The organism is Mycobacterium sp., from assembly GCF_032159775.1.
Taxonomy (GTDB): domain Bacteria; phylum Actinomycetota; class Actinomycetes; order Mycobacteriales; family Mycobacteriaceae; genus Mycobacterium.
Genome location: NZ_JAVHWK010000109.1, coordinates 19,229 through 41,724 on the forward strand (window position 1 = coordinate 19,229; position 22,496 = coordinate 41,724).

The 22,496-nt window shown below is 65.9% G+C and carries 15 protein-coding genes; 10 read left to right on the plus strand and 5 right to left on the minus strand.

Annotated features, from left to right (window positions below):
* Positions 1 to 6: 6 nt before the first annotated feature.
* Positions 7 to 393, plus strand: coding sequence for a DUF2237 family protein (locus QOJ24_RS12330; RefSeq protein ID WP_526261502.1), 387 nt, complete (start codon positions 7 to 9; stop codon positions 391 to 393).
* Between the two features lie 83 nt (positions 394 to 476).
* Here the strand turns inward: QOJ24_RS12330 and QOJ24_RS12335 are convergent, their stop codons facing one another.
* Both QOJ24_RS12335 and QOJ24_RS12340 read right to left on the minus strand, forming a co-directional pair.
* Positions 477 to 1,520: a PQQ-dependent sugar dehydrogenase gene (locus QOJ24_RS12335; RefSeq protein WP_526261504.1), complete on the minus strand. Its 1,044-nt coding sequence runs from the start codon at positions 1,518 to 1,520 to the stop codon at positions 477 to 479.
* 52 nt (positions 1,521 to 1,572) lie between these two features.
* A complete protein-coding gene (locus QOJ24_RS12340) occupies positions 1,573 to 2,847 on the minus strand; it encodes a diguanylate cyclase domain-containing protein (protein ID WP_526261506.1) in 1,275 nt (424 codons plus the stop codon).
* A gap of 331 nt (positions 2,848 to 3,178) precedes the next feature.
* Between QOJ24_RS12340 and QOJ24_RS12345 the strand changes: the two genes are divergently transcribed.
* The gene (locus QOJ24_RS12345; protein ID WP_526261508.1) at positions 3,179 to 4,489 is read left to right on the plus strand and encodes a sensor domain-containing phosphodiesterase; all 1,311 of its coding nucleotides are present in this window, start codon (positions 3,179 to 3,181) and stop codon (positions 4,487 to 4,489) included.
* A 78-nt stretch (positions 4,490 to 4,567) separates the two neighbouring features.
* Positions 4,568 to 5,257 carry a M15 family metallopeptidase gene (locus QOJ24_RS12350; RefSeq protein WP_526261510.1) on the plus strand — a complete coding sequence of 230 codons (690 nt, stop codon included), beginning with the start codon at positions 4,568 to 4,570 and terminating at the stop codon, positions 5,255 to 5,257.
* Between the two features lie 12 nt (positions 5,258 to 5,269).
* Here QOJ24_RS12350 and QOJ24_RS12355 read toward each other — a convergent pair whose 3' ends face one another.
* Complete coding sequence (locus QOJ24_RS12355) at positions 5,270 to 6,478, minus strand: DUF7159 family protein (RefSeq protein ID WP_526261512.1); 1,209 nt, start codon at positions 6,476 to 6,478, stop codon at positions 5,270 to 5,272.
* A gap of 105 nt (positions 6,479 to 6,583) precedes the next feature.
* On the opposite strand from QOJ24_RS12355, the gene QOJ24_RS12360 reads away from it, so the two are divergent.
* Positions 6,584 to 8,179, plus strand: a complete 1,596-nt coding sequence (locus QOJ24_RS12360; protein WP_526261514.1) for an aldehyde dehydrogenase (NADP(+)) — start codon at positions 6,584 to 6,586, stop codon at positions 8,177 to 8,179.
* A 19-nt stretch (positions 8,180 to 8,198) separates the two neighbouring features.
* Here the strand turns inward: QOJ24_RS12360 and QOJ24_RS12365 are convergent, their stop codons facing one another.
* Positions 8,199 to 9,800: a sensor domain-containing protein gene (locus QOJ24_RS12365; RefSeq protein WP_526261516.1), complete on the minus strand. Its 1,602-nt coding sequence runs from the start codon at positions 9,798 to 9,800 to the stop codon at positions 8,199 to 8,201.
* Positions 9,801 to 10,193: 393 nt separating this feature from the next.
* Here QOJ24_RS12365 and QOJ24_RS12370 point away from each other — a divergent pair, with 393 nt between their 5' ends.
* Positions 10,194 to 12,566: a lysylphosphatidylglycerol synthase transmembrane domain-containing protein gene (locus tag QOJ24_RS12370; RefSeq protein WP_526261518.1), complete on the plus strand. Its 2,373-nt coding sequence runs from the start codon at positions 10,194 to 10,196 to the stop codon at positions 12,564 to 12,566.
* A 111-nt stretch (positions 12,567 to 12,677) separates the two neighbouring features.
* Here QOJ24_RS12370 and QOJ24_RS12375 read toward each other — a convergent pair whose 3' ends face one another.
* Complete coding sequence (locus QOJ24_RS12375) at positions 12,678 to 13,979, minus strand: heparin lyase I family protein (RefSeq protein ID WP_526261520.1); 1,302 nt, start codon at positions 13,977 to 13,979, stop codon at positions 12,678 to 12,680.
* Positions 13,980 to 14,376: 397 nt separating this feature from the next.
* Here QOJ24_RS12375 and QOJ24_RS12380 point away from each other — a divergent pair, with 397 nt between their 5' ends.
* From QOJ24_RS12380 to QOJ24_RS12400, 5 genes are all read left to right on the plus strand, one after another.
* Entirely contained in the window at positions 14,377 to 15,165 is a 789-nt protein-coding gene (locus QOJ24_RS12380) for a cutinase family protein (protein ID WP_526261522.1), read from the plus strand.
* 34 nt (positions 15,166 to 15,199) lie between these two features.
* The gene (locus QOJ24_RS12385) at positions 15,200 to 15,928 is read left to right on the plus strand and encodes a glycoside hydrolase domain-containing protein (protein WP_526261544.1); all 729 of its coding nucleotides are present in this window, start codon (positions 15,200 to 15,202) and stop codon (positions 15,926 to 15,928) included.
* Between the two features lie 143 nt (positions 15,929 to 16,071).
* On the plus strand, positions 16,072 to 16,341 hold the full coding sequence (locus tag QOJ24_RS12390) for an acyl carrier protein (RefSeq protein ID WP_526261524.1): 270 nt from the start codon (positions 16,072 to 16,074) through the stop codon (positions 16,339 to 16,341).
* A gap of 216 nt (positions 16,342 to 16,557) precedes the next feature.
* Positions 16,558 to 18,306 (plus strand): fatty acyl-AMP ligase, encoded by a 1,749-nt coding sequence (locus QOJ24_RS12395; RefSeq protein WP_526261526.1) that lies wholly within the window; start codon positions 16,558 to 16,560, stop codon positions 18,304 to 18,306.
* Positions 18,303 to 22,493: a type I polyketide synthase gene (locus QOJ24_RS12400; RefSeq protein ID WP_526261528.1), complete on the plus strand. Its 4,191-nt coding sequence runs from the start codon at positions 18,303 to 18,305 to the stop codon at positions 22,491 to 22,493. The genes QOJ24_RS12395 and QOJ24_RS12400 overlap by 4 nt, the downstream gene beginning before the upstream one ends.
* The last annotated feature ends 3 nt before the right edge of the window (positions 22,494 to 22,496 follow it).

Here is a 22,496-nt window from a genome sequence, read left to right on the forward strand (position 1 = left end):
GAGCCGATGCCGGATCTGAACGTGCTGGGTACCCCGATGGAGCCGTGCGGCACCGACCCGCTGACAGGTTTCTATCGCGACGGCTGCTGCTCCTCGGCGGCCGAGGACGTCGGACTGCACACCATCTGCGCGGTGATGACCGCCGAGTTCCTCGAACACCAGGGCCTCATCGGCAACGACCTGTCGACCCCGCGGCCGGAATACCGCTTTCCCGGGCTCGTGCCCGGCGACCGCTGGTGTGTCACTGCCGCGAACTGGCGCAAGGCCTACGAGGACGGCCGCGCCGCACCGGTCGTGATGGCGTCGACGCACGAGCGCACGCTCGAGGTGGTGCCACTCGAAGCCCTCGCCGAGCATGCGGTCGACGTGCCGGACGACGCGAGCGACCTCTAGCACGACGGCGGGTCTCCGCGAAACGGAATTCCAGCACCGAAAGATCGAGTAAGGCCGTGCTGGAATTCCGTTTCGCGGAAGGATTAGGGCCGAAGTTGCAGAATCCGGTCGTCTCCTGCGCGCGGGTCGCCGCGGCCGTCGCGATTGCTCGTGGAGAACCACAGCGTGCCGTCCGGTGCCGCGACGACGGTGCGCAGCCTGCCGTACTGCCCGGCGAACAAAGCGGTGGGTTCGCCGACCGCGCCGTCGCCGCCGACCGGGATCTGGTACAGCCGCTCACCGCGCAGGCATGCCACCCACAGCGAGCCGCCGTAGTAGGCCAGCCCCGATGGTGACGCATCGCCGGTCGCCCACTCGACGGCCGGATTGATGAAGCCCGGATCATCGGATCGGCCCTCCACGACAGGCCACCCGTAGTTGCCGCCCGGCCGTATCAGGTTCAGCTCGTCGACCTTGTCTGCGCCGTACTCCGTCGCCCACAGCCGACCGCCGGAATCCCACGCCAGCCCCTGGATGTTGCGGTGACCGTACGACCAGATCGGCGACTTCGGGTCGGGGTTGTCACCAGGGATCGAGCCGTCGGAGTTGATCCGGAGGATCTTGCCGCCCAGCGATGACTTGTCCTGCGCCAGATCGGTATTGCCGGTTTCGCCGGTGGCCACGTAGAGCTTGCCGTCCGGCCCGAACGCGATGCGTCCGCCGTCGTGGCGGCTGCCGGCGGGGATGCCGGTGAAGACCGGCGTCGATCCGCTGAGCCTTGAGCCGTCGAAGCCCATCTTGACGACGCGATTGTCACCGCCGGTCGTGATGTAAGCGAAGACCGTCTGACCCGCCGTAGCCAAACCCAGCAGGCCGCCCTCCCCGCGCGGCGCGACGCCTGCGACGGTGCCCGCATCGGTCACCGCGCCGGACGCCACCCGCTTAACCGCTGCGCTGTCGCGTTCGGCGACCAGCGCGCTGCCGTCGCCGAGAAACGCGATGCCCCACGGCACCGCGAGGTTGGTGGCGATATCCGCCGGGCCACCGTTCGGTTGACTCTCGGCGTTTGCGCAACCGGCAACCAGCATCAACGTCGACGCCAGCGCGACAACGGTCCGCTTCAAAGCCGTGCGCGTTCTGATGGCCATGACTGTCCTGTACCCCGGTTCTCGCCGCGCAAAATCCGGAGGCGTCTGCGCGTCAGCGGCCTTGACCGCGTCCGGCCCGTTTGGCCTTGTACATCGCCCGGTCCGCGTCGCGCAGTATCGCCTCTGCGCTTCTGCTGTCGTCCCGGTCGACCTCGACGATGCCCACACTTGCACGGATCGGCACCGACGTGTCGGCGATGTCGACCGGCGCCGCAAGCCGCACCCGTAGCCGGTTGACCAGATCGTCGAGCTCGGCGCGGGTGGCATCCCCGTAGATGAGAAGCACGAACTCGTCGCCGCCGTGCCGTCCGACCACATCGGCCGGGCCGACGGCCTGGCGCAGGCGCGCCGCGGCGGCGTTCAGCAGGTCGTCGCCCGCCTCGTGGCCGAGGGTGTCGTTGGTTGTCTTCAGGTCGTCGAGGTCGATGAACAACACGCCACGCAAGTGTCCGCACTCGTCGGACGCCAACGCCTCACTGATCTTCCGCAGCACGAAGGCGCGGTTGGGCAGACCCGTCAACGGATCGTGATTGGCTTGGTAGACAAGGCGATCGAGATCTTCGCGCTCCGAGGTGATGTCAGAGAATGCGACAAGCACGTCGGACCCGGGATCGTCGGCATCCAGCAGCCGCGCACTGGTGCGCATCCATTTGCGCTCACCGGTCGGCATGTCGACGCCGTACACCTGCCCCGAACACTGAACAGCGTTGCCCGCGACCCGCGCCGCAGGACGCAGTTCGGGCGGCACGGGATTGCCATCGACGTCGTAAACCGCTGCTGCCGCAGCCTTTCTGACGAAGTCACCGACGGCTGCGTCCGGCCCGAGACCATAGATGTGCAGGGCTGCGGCGTTGACCAGCGTGATACGACCGTCGGCTCGAACGAGCATCACCCCGTCGTCGAGTGAGTCGATGACGGCTGAGAAGCGTCGGGTGGTCATCGACGAGCGAGCGTCGCGGAAGATGACCTGATGGGCGGGTCTGCCGTCCCACTGCGTCAACACCGAGACAACCGACACGCTGCGAGTCGCGCCATCGCGGCGCCGTATCTTCGCTTCGAAGTCGGCAGAGACCTCACCGATCTCCCGTAGCGCTGCGTTGGCTGACCGCAGCACCTCTATCGCGTTCGAGTCGAGCACGTCGTTGATGTGGCGGCCGATCAGCTCGTCGCTCGATTGCGCCGCCATGCATTGCACCGCAGCGGGATTGACGTAGCTGAGTCGCTCGTTCGTCAGCACCAGGATCGCGTCCGAGGCATGCTCGACCAACCGGCGGTACCACTCACCGGTCATCCAGTGGTCGATCTGCTGGCTTTGCAGCCTGGCCACCTGCGTCCGCTCCCCTCCGCGCTGTTTCGTGCAAACTTTGCTGGATACAGTTCAGCATAAACGCCGAAGATGTTCTTGTATCCGGCTTTCGGCGGCGCGTCCAGCGCCCTCATCTGCGACTTGGTTTCGCTAGTAACCATGTCCATTCGCAACGCGCTCAGAACTGACGCTGGTGAAAGTTATCGAGTCGTCACTTCGGCAACACGCGACACGTTTGCGAAATCAGCTGCTCGGTGCGACGTTTCCACTAATCTGGCGTACCGACAGCATCGGTCCGGCAATCAGGGGTAGACGTGGCAAAGATTCGCGGTGCTGCGCCCATGGCCCCGTCATGAGCTGGCCTCGGCTCGTACCGCCGGACCCGGACGGCTCACCGCAGGCGGATTCCACCCCCACCTACGAGGGGCTGGTCAGCCGGCTTGGCGTCCGAACCGACCCGGGCGTGGACGCCGCCTCGAACGGCGTCGGTCTGGTTCCGATGTTCCAGCCGGTGGTGTCCCTGCCCGATGAACGGGTGATCGGTTACGAGGCGCTGGCCCGCTGGCCGATGTTCGACACGGTCACCCCGCAGAACGTCTTCTCCTTCGCCAACGCATCGCGGCGGGCCGACCTGCTCGACCAGCGGTGCATCGACGCCGCCGTCCGCAGCGCGCTCGAGGCGGCGATGCCGCGCGGCAGCCTGCTGCTGGTCAACACCGAGCCGACGGTGGCCCACGTGCCCAGGTCCCGTCAGCCCGCGCTCGCCGCCGCCTGCGACCGATTCCAGGTGGTGTTCGAACTCACCGAGCGACAACTGCTCGCACACCCGCAGTCATTGCTGAAGAAGGTTGCGGCGATCCGCGCCGACGGCATCGCGATCGCAGTCGATGACGTTGGCGCACATCCTGATTCGCTCGCCGTGCTCGACGTCCTCGATCCCGACATCGTCAAGCTTGACATGACGGTGATCCAGAACAGTCCCGAGCGTGACAGGGCCGCCACCTTGACCGGTGTGCTCGCCCATCACGAACGCACCGGCGCACTGATCATCGCCGAGGGCGTCGAGACCGAGGAACACCTCGAACAGGCGCTCGCGGTCGGCGCCGGCTTAGCGCAGGGCTTCCGCTTCGGCCATGCCGCGCCACTGAACAGACACCAGTGCGCCGAAGGATTGCCGCGGCTCGTGCACGCGGCGCGGCGTGACGGCGGGTCCGGTCACCGGGCCGAGCACCGCAAGGCGCTGCGGGTCGCGCGCAAGGAGATCGTGACCGCGTTCTCCCACCACATCGAGGAGCAGGCGCGCCACGCCGTCGACCACCCGATGGTGCTGGCGGCGGTGCAACGGATCGACAACTTCTCGGAGAGCTCGCGCTACCTGTATCAGGAGTTGGCGAAGATGTCGCCACTGGTCGTCGTGTTCGGCGGCGACATGCCTGCCGATTTCGGCGGCGGTGTCCGCGGGGTCGCGCTCGCGGCCGACGATCCGCTGCGCGAGGAGTGGGCGGTGGTGACGCTGGGCGCCGACACCTGCCGCGCGCTCGTCGCACGCCAGGTCGCCGACCCTGTGGACCGCCCGGGCGAACGACGCTTCGAATTCCTCGTCACCACCGATCGCACGATGGTGACCAAAGCCGCGCGCGACCTGCTTGCCCGCGTGCCGTAGCTGCTTGGCTGCGGTGCCCGTTACCGTTGAGGCATCACGGATTATCGGCGAATAGCGATCGTGGTGGTGCTGGCCGCCATGAGCGCCACCCTGTTGCAATGCCGCGCTCCTGAATCCGCGCAACCGGCCAAACCAGGCTCGTCGTCCACCGCGACGACATGGTTGACGACGACGCCGCACGCCACACCGACGCGCACGTCACCCACACCGCCGCCCGCCGCCGTCCACCCCGTCACCGTCGACGACCTGGGTGCGACGTGGCGACCCGAGTGTCCCGTCGGTCCGGAGCTGTTGCGTCGGGTCGAGGTGAACTACGTCGGCTTCGACGGGCAGACGCACCGCGGCGAGCTCGTTGTGCACCAGGACGTGGTCGCCGATGTCATCTCGATCTTCGAGCAGCTGCATCGAATGCACTATCCGATCGCGAAGATGCGCACGGTCGCCGACTATCCCGGCGCCGAGGACGAGCTGTCGATGGAGGACAACAACACCTCAGCGTTCAACTGCCGGCTGCTGCCGTCCGGGCGCGCGTGGGCACTGCACGCCTACGGCCGCGCGATCGACGTCAACCCGCTGATCAATCCGTTCATCGACGGTGGCGGCGACATCCAGCCGAAGACGGCCGGACCGTACCTCGACCGCACCCGCACCGATCCGGGAATCCTGCACGAAGGCGACCCCGCCGTGCGAACGTTCACCGACCGCGGTTGGCGCTGGGGTGGCGACTGGCGAAGCCCGAAGGACTATCAACATTTCGAGCGCAGCTAACGCTGGAGGAAGCTAGCCCGGCGGGTACATCGGTTGCGGGTCGTGAAACCTGTTGATGATCGGTATGCGCTCGATGATCTTGTCGCGCAGCCGCGGCTCCGGCTGCACGGCAGGCACCTGCGGCTGCGGCGGCGCATAAGCCGGAGGCGGCGTGTAGGCCGGCGCGGGCGGCACATAGGCGGGGGCGGGTGGCACATAGGCGGGCACGTCAGCGTCCGGAACCGCTGCGGGTGCGGGCGGCACCGCCACCATCGTCTGCGCGACCGGTGGAGCGGCGGGCACAGGGGCAGCAGGCTCGGGGGCGGAGGGGCGCGCCGCGGGTACGGGCTTTGCGGCCGGATGCTGTTCCAGCTTGGGCGCGGCCCTCGCCTTCGACGGCGCGGTCATCTCCTTGATCTGCTCGCCGGTGGCGCTGGCGTTCTGTGTCTCAGACGGCGAATCCGATATCGCCTGCAGGCCGAGAGCGACCGAGAGCGAGATCACCAGGGTGACCCCAGCGGCAACCAGGACAGAGGCCAACATGCTGGTCTTCGACATCCCGCGCAGCCGCATCATCATCGTCGGATCGCCTGCCAGTGCATTCACCGCCATGGCCGACGCCACCGCCGCGCCGCGCGACATGGCCATATCGGCTTCGGCGGCGGAGATCACCGGCGCCGCCGCAACGGTGTCCATCGAGGAGACAACCGGATCGAGGTCGGCCGAGCCGACGACGAAGATGGCGTCCAACTGGCGGTCGTTGAGGTCAAGGGCGATCACGCTGGCCGCCAACTCGACATCGTCGGGCAGGTTCTGCGGCTCGGCGGTCACTCCGTCGGCGTTCACCACCGCGACCATCGTGTAGCCGGGCTCGAAGACGCAGACGGCGACATTGTCGAATCCGCCAAGGTCGGCGATACCGCTGGCCAGCGCCTCTGCGGCCTCCAACTCCGAGACAGAGATAGCGTTCTGCACGCCCCGCTCCTGCAACGCCTCGACGATCGGGCCCGCGATGGGCTCCCCGGCGGGAGTCCACGTCACGCCGACGGCATGGACGCCGTTCTCGATGACCGCCTCGTTGGCATCCAGCAACACCGTGAGCAGGGCGTCAGCGTCGAATTCCACGCCGTCGACGATGTCGAGCGCACCGCGGTCGACGGCATCGCCGTCGCCCGTCACGCCTTCGACGAGCACCCACCGGACGGCCGTCGAGGTGACCGAAAGACCGAGCACCAGGTCCATTCGCTATCCCCCTCTGCCTTTCATCCGGATCAGACATTACCGCCGTAGCCTGTCACTTGGACATTCAATGAGTTAGCGGCCGATCCGCAGCGCCCGATCGATACCATGACTGCCACGATGCCCGACACTGCGCTGACGGGACAGCTGCTCATTGCCGGTGAACCCGTTCGGGGTTCCGGCCAACAAATCCGTGCCTTCGATCCCGCTGCAGGCCAGGAGCTCGAGCCGGCGTACTTCTACGGCGACGCGACTGACGTCGACGCCGCCTGCACCGCCGCTGCGGCCGCCTTCGCCGAGTACCGGTCGACGCCCGCCGAGCAGCGCGCCCAGTTCCTCGAGGCGATCGCCGCCAATCTCGAGGCCACTAAGGACGCCCTCATCGAGCGAGCCGTCGCCGAAAGTGGACTGCCGCAGGCCCGCCTCACCGGTGAGGTCGGCCGCACGACCGGACAGCTTCGGCTGTTTGCCGGCGTCCTGCGTGAGGGCAGCTGGAACGGCGCACGCATCGACTCGGCGCTGCCCGATCGGAGCCCGTTGCCCCGACCCGACATCCGGCAGCGCTCCATTCCGCTGGGCCCCGTCGCGGTATTCGGCGCCAGCAACTTCCCGCTGGCCTTCTCGGTCGCGGGCGGAGACACCGCGTCGGCGCTCGCCGCGGGATGCCCCGTCGTCGTCAAGGCCCACGACGCCCACCCCGGCACGTCCGAGCTCGTCGGCCGCGCCATCGCCGACGCCGTCGCCACCACGGGTCTGCCCGCAGGCACCTTCTCGCTGCTGTACGGATACGGGCCCGAACTCGGAGTCGCACTGGTGACCGACCCGCGCATCAAGGCCGTCGGCTTCACCGGATCCCGCTCCGGCGGAATGGCACTCGTCGCCGCGGCGGCCGGTCGACCCGAGCCGATTCCGGTATACGCCGAGATGAGTTCGATCAACCCGGTGTTCCTGCTCGAGGGCGCACTGGCCAGTCGTGGCGCCGACCTCGGTCGCGCATTCGTCGGTTCGCTCACGCTCGGCTCGGGGCAGTTCTGCACCAACCCCGGCCTGGTGATTGCCGCCGACGGGGCCGGACTCGACGCGTTCATCGCCGCCTCCCGTGACACGCTGGTGCAGTCGCCGGCCACTCCGATGCTGACCCCCGGCATCGCCGAGGCGTTCGCCGCAGGGGTCACGCGCCTGACCGGCGAAGCCGACCTGGTCGTCCGCGGTGAAGCGAGTGACAATCAAACAGCTTGTCGCGCCGCCCTTTTCGCGACCGATGTGGACAGCTTCCTGAAATCCGAGACGCTGCAGGCCGAAGTCTTCGGCTCCTCGAGCCTGATCGTCCGCTGCGCAGACGCCGCCGAGATGCGGACCGTCGCCGAGAACATCGAAGGCCAACTCACCGCGACGGTGCATGCCGACGAGTCCGACTACGACGACGCGCGGCAGCTGTTGCCCCTGCTCGAACTCAAGGCGGGCCGGATACTGTTCGACGGCTGGCCCACCGGTGTCGAGGTGTGCCACGCGATGGTGCACGGCGGCCCGTCACCCGCGACGTCGGATTCGCGTACCACATCGGTCGGCGCGCGTGCGATCGAACGCTATCTGCGGCCCGTCTGCTACCAGGATGTGCCGAAGTCCTTGCTGCCCAGCGCAATCGCTGACGGCAATCCCGACAACCTGTGGCGGCGCATCGACGGCCGGCTCCAGCAAGATTGACCCAACCAGCCAAGGCCCCTTAGGAGGCGCCCCGGCCGCGGCGGGCGCGCTTGGCCTGATACATCGCGAGGTCCGCGTCGCGCAGAATCTCATCGGCCGTCCGCCCCTCACCGGGTTGCACCTCGATCACGCCCACGCTGGCGCCGACCCGCACGCTGCTCGCACCAACGGCCACCGGAGTATCCAGTTCACAGCGCAGCCGCTCGACCATGCCGTCCAGTTCGCCCTCGACGAGGTCGCGGAAGACGAGGACGACGAATTCGTCGCCGCCGAGTCGGCCCGCAACATCGGCTTCGGGCACCACGCGACGCAGGCTCGCCGCCACCGCGCGGAGCAGCTCGTCGCCTGCGGTGTGGCCCAAGGTGTCGTTCGTCGACTTGAGGTCGTCGATGTCGATGAAGAGCACCGCGCGCAACCGGTCACCTTCGTCGGGCGCTGCGAGAGCTTTCCTGAGCCTGCGCAGCACCGAAACCCGGTTGGGCAGCTCGGTCAGCGCGTCGTGCGTCGCATAGAACAGCACCTTCTCGGTGGTCTTACGTTCGGCGGTGACATCGGTGAACGTCATGAGCATGTCGGACTCCCCCGGCAGGTCTGGGTTCAGCAGACGGCAGCTCGACATCAACCAGATGCGGTCACGGCCCATCCTGTCGACCCCGAACACCTGGTTAAAGAACGGCACACCGGTTCGCAGCACTGCTAGCGCCGGCCGTAGCTCGGCGGGGATGTTCACGCCATCGGAGTCGTAGAAGGGCAATTGCCCTGTGAGTGCGAAGAAGTCGCCGCCGAGGTGCTCGGGTCCGGTGCCCATGATCTGCACTGCCGCGGGGTTGATCGATTTGATGCGGCCGTCCTTGTCGGTGACGATGATGCCTTCCGACATCGTCGTCACGACCGCCTCGTAATGCTGTTCTGCGCGATGCAGAGCGGTCAGATCGCAGCATACGAACACATATCCGTGTGCCATCGCGGCGGCCGAGACACGAACGTCCAGCGGCGTGCCGTCTGCGCTGCGGTGGGCGCTGTGCACGACTCCGCCCGATGCCACGATCGCGACCGGATCCATTGCAGCGCCGACCGCCTCGCTGATGAGTTTGCCGTGCGCCTCGTCGGCGGATCGACCGTAGATGGCCTCGGCCGCGGGATTCCAACTGGTGATCACGCCCGTTCGCGTCGTCCCGATGATGGCGTCGCTGACGTGATTGACCAGCGCCGCCTGGTATCTCACGGCGACGTCGGTGGCATGGCGCGAGCTGACGTCTCGGGTGATCACCTGGTGGGCGAATTCGTCGTCCCACAACGTCAGCACGATGACGATCTCGACCGCGAGCAACGTGCCGTCGGTCCGGATCATCTGCGCCTGATAGTGCGGGGAGCAGTCGCCGACTTCGCGCAGCGCGGCGACGCCCGCCTGCATCAGCGGGATCGACTCCGGCGACACGAAATCAGTGATCCGACGACCGGTGATCGCCTCAGGGGAGTCCGCCAGCATCAGCCGCACACCGGCGTCGTTGACGTAGAGAATGCGGCCGTCCCTGTGAACGCAGATCCCGTCGGGGCTGCGTTCGACCAGGCGGCGATAGCGTTCTTCGGTCAGCGCCTGATGGGGCTGCCGATGATCCACCCTCGCAAAGCTACCGGGTCGCAGGGAAAAAGCCGCACGCGATTGCCGAGCACTAAACTGATGCTTACTTGTTGCATAGGAAACGGGCAGTAACGCGCGGAGTCCATCCGTGTCATCGCTAGCCAGGCGCAGCCGCCGTCACAACCTGCCCCGCCGCCCACACCTGACAAGTACCGGATTTGGATCGCTTGATGAAGGGCAAGGATGTGTTCGACTGCGACAAGGGTCATTTCGCGCAGCCGGTCGCGGTCGTGCGCATGCCCGGTGAAGCCTGACATCACGGCAAGCTGAGACTGAACTGCGACGAGATTCCAGCAAGCGGTACGACGAACCTGTGCGACGCTGCGCAATGTCGTGCACGGCCGCTGAGCCTGTCGGTGTTAACTAGTCGGCGTGCGAGTCGACGGGCGGGAAATCACCGTTTCAGGCAGCTTGCTGCAGCCGTTGACCCGGCGCACCAGCGACATCCTGCGGCTGCTGTTGGCGGCGATGTTCCTCGGGCTCGTCATCACCAGTTCGCTGATCACCCGATATGACTGGGTGACCCTGGAGAGGTCGATCTCCGACATCGTCGGAGTCCTCACCCCCACCCAGTCCAACCTGGTCTACCTGGCCTACGGCATCGCGATTCTGGCATTGCCGTTCGCCATCCTGATCGGGCTGATCGCCGGTAGGCACTGGAAGCTGCTCGGGGCGTATGCGGCGGCGGGCGTCATCGCCCTGCTGGCGTTGTCGATCAGGCCGGGAGGCTTCGCGGCGCCGCAATGGCACTGGGACCTGGCCGAACAACCCAAGACCTTCCTCTCCCAATTTCTCGACGACCCGCGCTGGATCGCCATGCTCGCGGCGATGCTGACGGTGTCGGGCCCGTGGCTGCCTGCCCGGTGGCGGCACTGGTGGTGGGCGCTGCTGCTGGCCTTCGTGCCAATCCATCTGGTCGTCAGCGCCGTCGTGCCTGCCCGTTCCCTGCTCGGGCTCGCGGTGGGGTGGTTCGTCGGTGCACTGGTGATCCTGGTTGTCGGCACGCCCGCCCTCGAAGTGCCACTCGAAGGTGCGGTGCGGGCCATGGACCGCCGGGGTTGCACGGTGACCGGGCTGACTGTGCTGCGACGGGCCGGTCGGGGATCGCTCCTGCTCGCCGCTGACTGTTGCGATGGCGCTACCACATCGATCGAGTTGTACAGCCCGAATCAGCGCAGCGGCGGCGCGGTGCGCCAGCTGTGGCGGAAGTTCACGCTGCGCGGCGGGGAAACGGCGCCGTTCCACGCGTCGATGCGGCGCATCGTCGAGCACCGCGCATTGATGGCAATCGCCATCGGCGAGCTGGGGATCGCCAACACGTCGCCGATGGCCGTCACGCCGCTTGATCGCGGGTGGACGCTGTACGCGCACACGCCGGAGAAGGGCAGCCCGCTCGACGACGTCACCGAAACGACGCTGGTGCCGCGGATCTGGGGATCGTTGCGTACCCTGCACGATCAGCACATCTCTCACGGCGACCTGCGCGCCAAGAAGATCACCGTCGACGGTGACGCGGTGCTGTTCGGCGGCTTCGACTTCGCCGAGTATGGGGCGACGGACGCGCAACTGCAGTCGGACATCGCGCAACTGCTGATGACGACGAGCGCACTGTACGACGTCCCCACCGCGGTGCGCGCGGCGATCGGCGTCTTCGGCAAGGGCGACGTCTTGACGGCGTCGGCGCGTCTCACGAAAGCCGCTGTGCCCAGGCGGATCCGGGAGCTCATCCCCGACTCCAAGCGCATGCTCGGAACGGTTCGCGACGAGGTGAAGCTGCAGACCGGCGCCGACGAGATTCAGACCGAGACGGTAACCCGGTTCAACCGCAACCAAATCATCCAGATGGTGCTTCTGGTCGCGTTGATATACGTCGCTCTGCCGTTCATCAGCAGCGTGCCGACGTTCCTGTCCGAACTGAGGACGGCGAACTGGTGGTGGGGGCTGCTGGGTCTGGTGGTGTCCGCGCTGAAATATGTCGGTGCAGCCGCGGCGTTGTGGGCGTGCGCCGACGGGCTGGTGAGTTTCCGCAACCTCACCTTGATGCAGGTGGCCAACACCTTCGCCGCCACCACCACACCAGCGGGCGTCGGCGGTTTGGCGTTGAGCGCACGGTTCTTACAGAAGGGCGGGCTCGGCGCTCTGCGCGCGGCCACGGCGGTGGCGCTGCAGCAGTCGGTGCAGGTGGTGACGCACGTTTCGCTGCTGATCCTGTTCAGCGCGTTCGCCGGGGCATCAGCCAACCTGACGCGTTTCGTGCCGTCGACGACGATCGTGTACCTCGTCGGCGGCATCCTGCTGCTGGTGGTCGCGGCGTTCGTCGTCGTACCCAAACTGCGGAGGTGGTTGACCGAGACCGTCGGGCCGCGAACGCGAGGGGTGCTGCGCGACCTGAGAGAGTTGGCCGGCGAACCGAGGCGGCTCGTTCTCATCGTTATCGGCTGTGCGGCAACGACTCTCGGCGGAGCACTCGCACTGTGGGCGTGCATCCTGGCGTTCGGAGGTGACACCTCTTTCGTCACCGTGACCGTGGTGACGATGATCGGCGGAACGCTGGCGTCGGCCGCACCCACTCCCGGCGGGGTCGGTGCGGTGGAAGCCGCGCTGATCGGCGGTCTCGCGGCATTCGGCGTGCCTGCCGGAATTGCTGTGTCCTCGGTGCTGCTCTACCGGGTACTCACGTGTTGGCTACCGGTATTCGTCGGCTGGTTCCTGATGCGATGGCTGGCCGACAAGGACATGATCTAGCCGCGCTCGCCGATAGGGTTGCGACATGACGGAACTCGCGGTCGTGCTCTCACATCCCCCGGTGTCGGTGCTGCATGCGGCCAACTTCGTCGTGAGGTTCGAGCGTGGTGGTTAGTTCAGCCCGCCTTCGTCCGTCGCGCTCCGGAAGCCGGAGTGGTACAGGATGCCCGTTGGCCGCATGGCCTGTCGGTAGTAACCCTCCTTGTAGTAGACGCTGGACGTGCCTGGAATCATCGTGCGGACGTAATAGGTGTTCGTACCGTTAACGAATGTCTGTCGTACACCGTTGAGCCACAACCTGATCCAGCCCGTGGTGTCTGAGGTAGACCAGTTGACTTGCATTTTCACGTCGCGCCAGTCGGTGCCGAGGGGGACATCGAAGATGGAGAACGTATTCAGGTAGGTGCCGGGCGACGACTGCCTCTGGATGAACAACGACCAGTATCCGTTTCGCGCGTTCACAACCCATGCCACCGGCGGGCTACCGGTACTCGAATTGGAGTGCCATTGGTTAGTCACTCCCCAGCCCAGATCGGCATGATTCTGCGGGAAGGTGGGATCGAACCGGGTCGAGAACTGATACCACCTGGTTTGTCCTTCGGTTCCACCGCTCTGGCTGTCGGCGGACACCTCGGAACGTTCACCGCCACCGAAATTCGGCACATCCCCTGATCGAACCTCGAAGCGCCCGGCGTAGCCCTTCAGTGGGTCGGACACGATAGTTGCGGGATAAGCCGGTTGATAGTTCGCAGCAGTCGAGTTGTAGAACTTGGTCTGCACGGTCTGCCACTGCGCGAAGTTGCCCGTGGAGTAGTCGCCGTTGAACACGCGTGCCGGTACCGATGTCGGGCTCGTCGGGATCGGCGTACTGCTCGTCGGCGTAGGCGGATTCGTCGTCGTGGTCGGGCTCGGCGTGGTGGTCGTTGCACTCGGCGTCGTCGTCGTCTGTGAAGCGCTTGCGACCACTGTCACTCTGTCCACCAACAGGCTCCGGGTACAGAAGAACGACCCGCCCTGGTTGGCGAAGGCGACTCCGATGGTGTGTGAACCCGCCGGAATGGCGATCGGCGTCGTGTAATCGGTCCACGACGTAGCGGTCACCTGCACCGTCGAGATGCTCCTGCCGTCGACGATCACATTCATCACCGGCGCGCCTCCGCACGTTCGTTGACCACGGGCGCGAACGACGACAGCCGACGACGCTGTCAAGGCAACGGCTTTCGATGCAGTCGCCCCCGCGCGAAGGCTCAGCGCCAGGCCTCCAGATGCGCTGCCGTCACGCACCGTGCTGCCGGCGTTTGAGGGTGTGACAGTCATCGACTCGGCTTCCAGCGATGCCGAGTCTGCCGCTGTCGCAGCGGGTGTTCCCGACACGGTGACTGCAACAGCGGCGACAAGTGCCGTGGTCGACACGAGAGCAAGGGCACCACGTAAAGCGAACATCGGCGACTCCGCAGGTAAGTGAACGCAGCTAGCTCAGCATTCACTTGTTTTACTTAAGTAACAACAGCATCTACTATCACTTTGGTAACAATTGATCTTGATTCGACAGGTACCAACAAGGGCGTCTGCATTAATCGGACATCGTTCGGCGAGGCTTCAGGCGCTCGTGGCCACCACGTGGCCATCGGCCGCTTGTAGGCCCGCAGTCGACCAGGCAATTCAACAGTCGACCGCACCCGCGCTTTCGCAATGCTGCAATGTGGCGGACGAAATTAGCGGCTAAGCTACTTCTGGCCGATTGGTAAGACGTTCATTAGCTGTTCGATATTCGAATCCCGATCGCCTGCGCGTATGCCAGCATTGCGCCATGAGGCGACGCGATATCGCCATATTCTTTGGCGCGGCGACCATAGCGAGTTCGACTCCGATGGGCGGTGTTGCGACCGCGTTCGCCCAACCGTGCCCCGACGTAGAAGTGGTGTTCGCGCGCGGTACCACCGAGGAACCCGGCGCGGGACCCACTGGCGATGCTTTCGTGAAGGCGCTGCGGTCGCGTATCGGCACGAAGACCCTCGACCTGTATCCAGTCGACTATCCCGCGACCACCGATTTCCCCAAAGCACTTGACGGAGTGCGGGATGCGAGCGCCCGCGTCGAGTCGATGGCGGCGAATTGTCCCAACACCAACATCGTTCTCGGCGGATTCTCCCAAGGCGCCGCCGTGGCCGGCTACGTCACCGCCGACATGATCCCCGACGGGGCACCGGAAGGCGCACCGAACCCGATGCCCGACGACGTCGCCAAGCGCGTCGTTGCGGTCACGCTGTTCGGGAAGCCCAACGACCGGTTCATGCGTGCGATCAATCAGCCGGACGTCGATGTCGGACCGCTGTACGCGGACAAGACCGTCGAGTTGTGCGTCGATGACGACTTCGTCTGCTCGAGTGGCCGAGACTTCAACGCGCATACGCAGTACGTCGAGACCGGGATGGTCGACCGGGCGGCGATATTCGCCGCAGGCAAGGTGTTGACGGCCATCCCACCCGAGGGGAACGGACAGGCGCCTGCAGCCGCTCCCCCGCAACCGCATCTGCAAAGCAGCCCGGAGACCATCACCTCGTGTACAACCGAATGCCGTGTCGTCGGACCTGAATAGGGGATTCTCACGGCGTGAGGTCCTCGGATACGCGCTGTGTGGTCCGGTCCTGGCGGGCCTCGGCGCGCTGACCGGCAGCCCGCCGATCGCATCGGCCGCCAACTCAACCCTCATCGACTTCACCGAGCGACTGGTCCCGGCAGATCAAGTTGCCGCCGCCGGTTACGCGGGCGCCCTGGTTTATGTGTCCGAGCTGCGGCCGGGTGCCACCTTCGACTTCAAGCCCGTCACGCGCGAGTACGCGGATGCGTTGCGCGGGTTAGGGCTTCACGTCGTCAGCTGCTACCAGTACGGCAAGCCCGGATGGCCGACGCCGTCCGACTTCACCCGCGGCTACGACGGCGGCGTCTCCGACGCCCAAACCGCCCTTCGGCTGCACGCCGCGGCGGGAGGTCCGGATACCGCGCCGATCTTCTTCAGCATCGACGAGGACATCGACTTCGGCACCTGGAAAAATGTTGCGGTCAAATGGCTTAGGGGCATCAACTCGGTGCTGGGCGTGCAGCGCACCGGTGTTTACGGCCACGCCGAGGTGTGCGGGTGGGCGATCGCCGACGGGGTCATCGGGCAATCGACCACTCCGGGATACCGCTGGGCATGGCAGACCAGGGCATGGTCGGATGGCGAACGCGAACCAGCTGCTGTGCTGTATCAGCGAGTCATCGTCACCGCGTCGGACCCTGGCATCAGTCTGGGCGGCACGCACGTGGACGAGGACGACATTTTGGCGGCCGACTTCGGACAGTGGGATCTGTCTCGCTGAACCCGAGCCTTGCCTCGCAGATAGAAAACCCTTCCTTTATCGGCGCGGAATCTGGCTTCTCTGCAATTACGGAGCCAATGCCTATCCGTGAGCATTAATCGCAAGCCGCACGCAGTGGCGAAACCTTATTCAAGGAGTCCCACATGAACGCCAACCGCCGCCCGATCCTCCGCTGGCTCACCATTCGGCTCGCGTCGTACCTGGAGGTCCCTGTGACCGCGGTCGACCCCATGGTCCCGCTCGCCGAAATGGGCGTCGACTCGGTCCACGCGGTCAGCCTCGTCGGTGACGTCGAACTCCATTTCGACATCGACGTCGACGCGACGATGATCTTCGACTACCCCACCCTCTCAGCCATCGCCGAATTCATCAGCACCGCCGTCGGCCAGCATCAGCAGCAGCAGGTTGCATAAACATTTGCCAAGCGCTGAACGGTCCGATGCGGCCAGCACTCGCATCTGACCAGTATCTAGGGGTTGAAAAACCATACTTATGGGGCCACTATCATCACAGCACCGGTTTGCTGGGAGTGGCCGCAGCGGGGCCGGTGCCGTCCAGGGGGCGTCGCGCATGGTCTGCGTTACCCAGGTCCCGCCGGCTCGCCGGCGCGGCCCCCAAGAGGAGCAGCGATGACCATCGGTGACAACGGAAACCGACCGACGCCAGGTATCGGCCACAACAACCTCGTGTCCCACGTGCGGTCGCAGTTCGAGACGCACGCCGACACCCGCTGCTTGACGCACTTGAACGAGTCCGGACGACATCTCGTCCCCGAAGTGACGAGTTTCGCCGAACTCGACCGTGATGCGCGCACGGTCGCCGCTTGGCTGAGCACCCGCCAGGAGGCCGAGCGACCAGTGCTGCTCTTGTTCGAGCCGGGAATCGATTTCTGGCGGGCGTTCCTCGGCTGCCTGTATGCCGGAGTGGTCGCTGTGCCCACGCCGCTGCCCCTCGATGAGCGGAGCATGAAGCGCGTCGCCGGGATACTTCGCGACGCGGACAGCAGCTTGGCACTGACCACCGAAAAGCTGCGCGGTCTACTCGCCGCGGGCATCGAGGGTTTTGATCTCGATCGCCCGCTGCACTGCGTGGCCGTTGATGAGGCGCCGCTTGGCGATGCGGACTCGTGGACCATGCCGCACCTCGCCGACGACACCGTCGCATTCCTTCAATACACGTCCGGGTCGACGGGCGACCCGAAAGGCGTCGCCGTTACTCACGGCAACGTGGTCAACAACGAGACCGCGATGTCGGAAGCTCTGCGCGCCGACGCCACGTCGGTGCTCGTCGGCTGGATTCCGCACTGGCACGACATGGGCCTCATCGGCCAGTTGCTGGCTTTCTTCAATGGAGGAAACCTCGTCACGATGTCGCCGCTGGCTTTTCTGAAGCAGCCGATCAGACTGCTGAAGGCGCTGAGTGATTACCACGGAACCATCACCGCTGCACCGAATTTCGCCTATGACCTGATCGCGCGCCGGGTTACTCCAGAGCAACTCGCCGGCCTGGATCTATCTGCTTGGGAGGTCGCGCTCAACGGCGCGGAGCCCGTTCGCCGCCGCACCGTCGAGCGCATCACGGAATTGCTCGCCCCGGCCGGATTCGCACCGTCGGTGATGCGCCCCGGATACGGCATGGCAGAGGTGACGCTGATGGCCACCGTGAGCCGCGGTGTGCCGCGCCACCTCGACGCCGACGCCGACGCCCTCGAACAACACCGCTACCTACCGGCCGAGGACCGCGCGATCAGTCTGGTGAGCTCCGGCGAGCCGGCGCCCGGCGTCGAGGTGCGGATCGTGGAGCCCGAAACCCTCTGTGTGCTGACCGAAGACCAGGTAGGAGAGATATGGCTGCGTAGCGCCAGCGTGGCAAGTGGATACCACAACCGCCCCGAGGAGACGGTCGAACGGTTTGCGGCCCACACCTCGGACGGCGAGCAGCCCTATCTGCGCACCGGCGACCTCGGGCTACTACACGCTAACGAGCTGTACGTGACCGGCCGCCTCAAAGACCTGTTGATTGTCAACGGCCGCAACCTGTACCCGCAGGACATCGAAGAGTTCGTGCAAGATGTGCACCCGGCGGTGGCCGGTTCACGCGGGTGTGTGGTCCCGGTCGACGTCGACGACGCCGAGCGCCTAGTTCTGATACAGGCCGTCAAGACCGAGTTGCTCGGCGACACGAGCCTTGACGAGCTCGCCGCCGCCGTCAAGAGCGCCGTCGCGCGGGCCTTCGAGGTTCCCGCCCCGGCCGTGGTGTTCGTCAACCGTGCCGGGATCCACCTCACCACGAGCGGGAAGGTACAGCGCGCATCAATGCGGGCAGCGTTCCGAAACGGCGAGCTCACCGACGTCGTCCACGAGGAGCACCTCAAATGAGTCCTGTCGACATCGCGGTCGTGGGGCTGGACTGCCGCTTCCCGAAGGCAGATGACCCCGCCGCCCTATGGAAATTGCTGCTCGACGGTGCGGACGCTATCGACGAGATTCCCACCGAGCGCTGGAACGCGGCCGACTTGCATCGCGATGGCTCCATCAATCACCGTGCCGGCGGGCTGATCAGCGATGCCGATGCCTTCGACAACGACTTCTTCGGCATCACCCCGCGCGAGGCCATGGCAATGGATCCGCAGCAACGCCTTCTCCTGCAGACGGCGTGGCGCGCGCTGGAAAACGCGACCCTCGACCCGCGCGGGCAGGCCGGTTCCAACACCGGGGTATTCGTCGGCGTGATGGCCAACGAGTGGGCCCACCTGCACATGAGCGACTACCGCGAGATCACGGCGCAGGACGGTTCGGGCAACGGCTACTTCATGACCGCAAACCGGCTCTCCTATCAGCTCGATTTCAAAGGCCCGAGCCTCGCTGTGGATACGGCGTGCTCGTCGTCGTTGGTCGCAGCGCACCTGGCCGCGCAGGCGCTACGCAATGCGGAATGCGATCAGGCGGTCGCCGCGGGCGTCAACCTCACATTGACCCCGGCCCTGAACGTCTTCTATTCGAAGGCGGGCCTCGCCGCGCCGGACGGCCGCTGTAAACCGTTCAGCGGCAAGGCCGACGGAATCGGCAGGGGTGAAGGTGTCGCCGTCGTCGTTCTGCGGCGTCTGCAGGACGCGGTCGCTGCGGGCTTGCCGGTCTACGCCGTGATCAAGGGCAGCGCCGTCAACAGCGACGGCCGCAGCAATGGGATCACTGCGCCGAACCGGTGGGCGCAGCAGCAGGTCGTTGCCTCGGCGTGCGGGTCTGCCGGGATCGTGCCCGAGCAGATCAACTTCATCGAGGCACACGGCACCGGCACCCTCCTTGGTGACATGATCGAGGCGAAAGCGCTTGCACACGCGCATCGTTCGCGCCGTGAGACACCCTGCGCGATCGGGTCGATCAAGGGCAATTTGGGCCACACCGAGGGTGCAGCGGGTATCGCCGGTCTGATCAAGGTCGTGCTCGGCCTGCACCATCGCGTTGCTCCACCGTCGCGCTTCGCCGACACAGAGAACGAACAGCTTCGGCTCGCCGACGGCGGACTGAGGATGCTGTCCGAACAGATGGAGCTGCCGGCGGAAACCGTTCATGCCGGTGTCTCCAGCTTTGGTCTCGGCGGCACCAACTGTCACATGGTGCTCGCCAGCGCCCCAGTGGTCCCAGTGGCCGAACGCGCGCCGACGGCGAACGGCGCCGGTGTCCTCACCATCTCGGCAGACAATCCAGAGGCTCTCCGCCGCAATGCTTTGCAGCTGGCCCTCGATATCGAAAACAGCGATGTCCCGCTGGTACAGCTGTGTTGGTCAACCAACCGGATCAAGGCCTCCGGCAAGGCGCGGGTCGCGATCAGTGCCGAAGACCGCACCGAGGCCGTCGCTGCGCTGCGCGGCGAGCTCGAGATCGGCACCGCGGCGGGGATGTCGACGGGTTGGCTGTTCAGTGGCCAAGGCACGCAGTCGCCCGGCATGGCGGCCGAACTGTACGAGAGCAGCGCGGTTTTCCGCGAGGCGTTCGACGAAGTCGACGAAGCGCTGGCGCCCCACCTCGGGTGCCGGATTCGCGAGGTCATGGACGACGACCGCGTCGACCGCACAGAATTCGCGCAGCCCGCGATCTTCGCGATGCAGTATGCGCAGGCACAGGCACTAATTCGGCTCGGTGCCGAACCAGCCTGGCTGCTCGGGCACAGCATCGGTGAGTACGCCGCGGCCGCCATCGCCGAGGTATTCAGTCTCGACGACGCCTGCCGCCTGGTTGTCGCTCGCGGTCGTCTCATGCAGCAACTGCCTGCCGGCGGCGGCATGCTCGCGGTCCGCGCCACCGCCGAAGACGTCGCAGGCCTTCCGCTCGATTTGGCCGCGGTGAACGGCCCGAGCGAAGTGGTGTTGTCCGGTGCAACGGAAGCGCTCGAAGCCGCCGCGCGCACCTTGCAACATGCGGGGATCACCGTGCGTGAGCTCAACGTGTCGCATGCTTTCCACTCCCAGCTCATGGAGCCGATGACAGCGGAGTTCGCGGCGGTGGCGGCGGAGTGCAACTACGGGTTGCCCGCGTTTCCGGTCTTCTCCACATTGCACGGCCGACTGCTCGGCGATGACGAGCCGATGGACGCGGTCTACTGGACTGCCCATGTTGGCGCAACCGTTCGATTCGCCGACGCAGCGGCCGCAGCGATGAAGGCCGAACCTACGCACCTGGTCGAGTTCGGCGCTAAACGCACTCTCGGCCCGATGATCACGCGATCGCACCAAGGCGCGCCGCCTGCACTGAATGTCGCGACGGATCTGACGGACACGGTCGCCGCGCTCTATCGCGATGGCCTGAATCCTGACTGGAACCTGCTCTACCCCAACGAAGCCCGGGTGGCACATCGGCTCAGCGGCTACGCGTTCAGCACAGCGAACCGGTTCTGGATCAGGGAGGGCGCTCAGCGCGCTGCCCCGAAGGCGATTACCGCGACCGACTCACCAAAGGATTCGACGATGGACAATCTCATCGCGCTGTTTCGCGAACAGGCCGCCGTGCTCGCCGCATACGGGCAGGGCAGCACGCCGGCCGTGGCACCGGTCGAGTCTGCGCCGCAAGCGAATCCAGCTGTTGACACGGCAGCGATCGTCCGCTCTGAGATCGCGCGCGTCAGTGGATTTCCCGAGAAGAATTTGCGCTCAACGCAGACCATCTCCGGCGACCTCGGATTCGACTCGATCATGGTGGCCGATGTGTTCAGCGGGCTCACCCGCAAGATCCCAGGTGTACCTCTCGACCCGGCGGGCTTCGGCCCGGCGACAACGATCGCCGACGTGATCGGCATGGCGGGCGGCCAGCCACATGAGGTCACAGCAGCGGATGTTCGGGAGGCGGCGACAGTTACCCCGCAATATCAGATCGGCGAGTTCGAGGAGGTCAAGGCGCTGGCCGACCGGTTCGCTTTCGGCGAGGCGATCGGCATCGAGAATCCCTACTTCATGGTCAACGACGGCGTCACCCGTGACACCTCGATCATCAACGGCGCCCAGGTGATTAACTTCTCCAGCTACAACTATCTGGGTATGTCTGGCCACCCCGCGGTGGCCGAGGCGGTGTCGGATGCGGTGCGACGATGGGGAAGCTCCTGCTCGGCGTCGCGCCCGATCTCCGGCGAGAAGCCTGTCCACCGTGAACTGGAGCTCGAGCTGGCGACACTGCTCGGCACCGAGGACGCGATCGCCCTGGTCAGCGGCCACGCCACCAACGTCACGGTGATCGGGCACCTGCTCGGCGAAGGCGACCTGGTAATCCACGACAGCCTCGCGCACGACAGCATCATGCAGGGCTGCATGCTCTCCGGCGCAACGCGCCGCCCGTTCCCGCACAACGACCACGCCGCGCTCGACGAGCTGCTCGCACGCATCCGCCACCAATACCGCCGGGTGCTCGTCATCATCGAAGGCATTTACAGCCAGGACGGTGACATCCCCGATCTGCCCGCGTTCATCGCGGTCAAGCGCAAGCACCATGCGTTGCTCATGATCGACGAAGCACACAGCATCGGTGTGCTCGGCGCGACCGGCGGCGGCATAGGCGAACACTTCGGCGTCGACCGCACCGACGTCGAGCTCTGGGCGGGCACCATGTCGAAGGCCCTGGCCGGCTGCGGCGGCTACATCGGCGGAAGCCGGGAACTTGTCGAGTTCCTCAAATACACGACGCCGGGCTTCGTCTACAGCGTCGGCATGCCACCTCCCACCGCGGCGGCATCGCTCGCGGCGATCCGCACGATCCGCAGCGAGCCGCAGCACCTCCGGCGACTTCGTGAGCTGTCTGCACTATTCCTTGGGCTGGCGCGCGAAGCCGGCCTGGACACCGGAGACAGCGAGGGCACGCCGGTCATTCCATGCATTGTGGGCAGCTCGGCCACGGCACTGAAACTCTCCAACGCTCTTCTTGGGCGCGGCATCAACGCCAACCCGATCATCTACCCGGCGGTGCCGGAAGACAAAGCGCGACTGCGGTTCTTCGTCACCAGTTGCCATTCTGACGAGCAGATCCGGTACACAGTGAAGGCGATTGCCGAGGAACTCGCGCTTCTCGCAGAAGCCTCTTGAGGG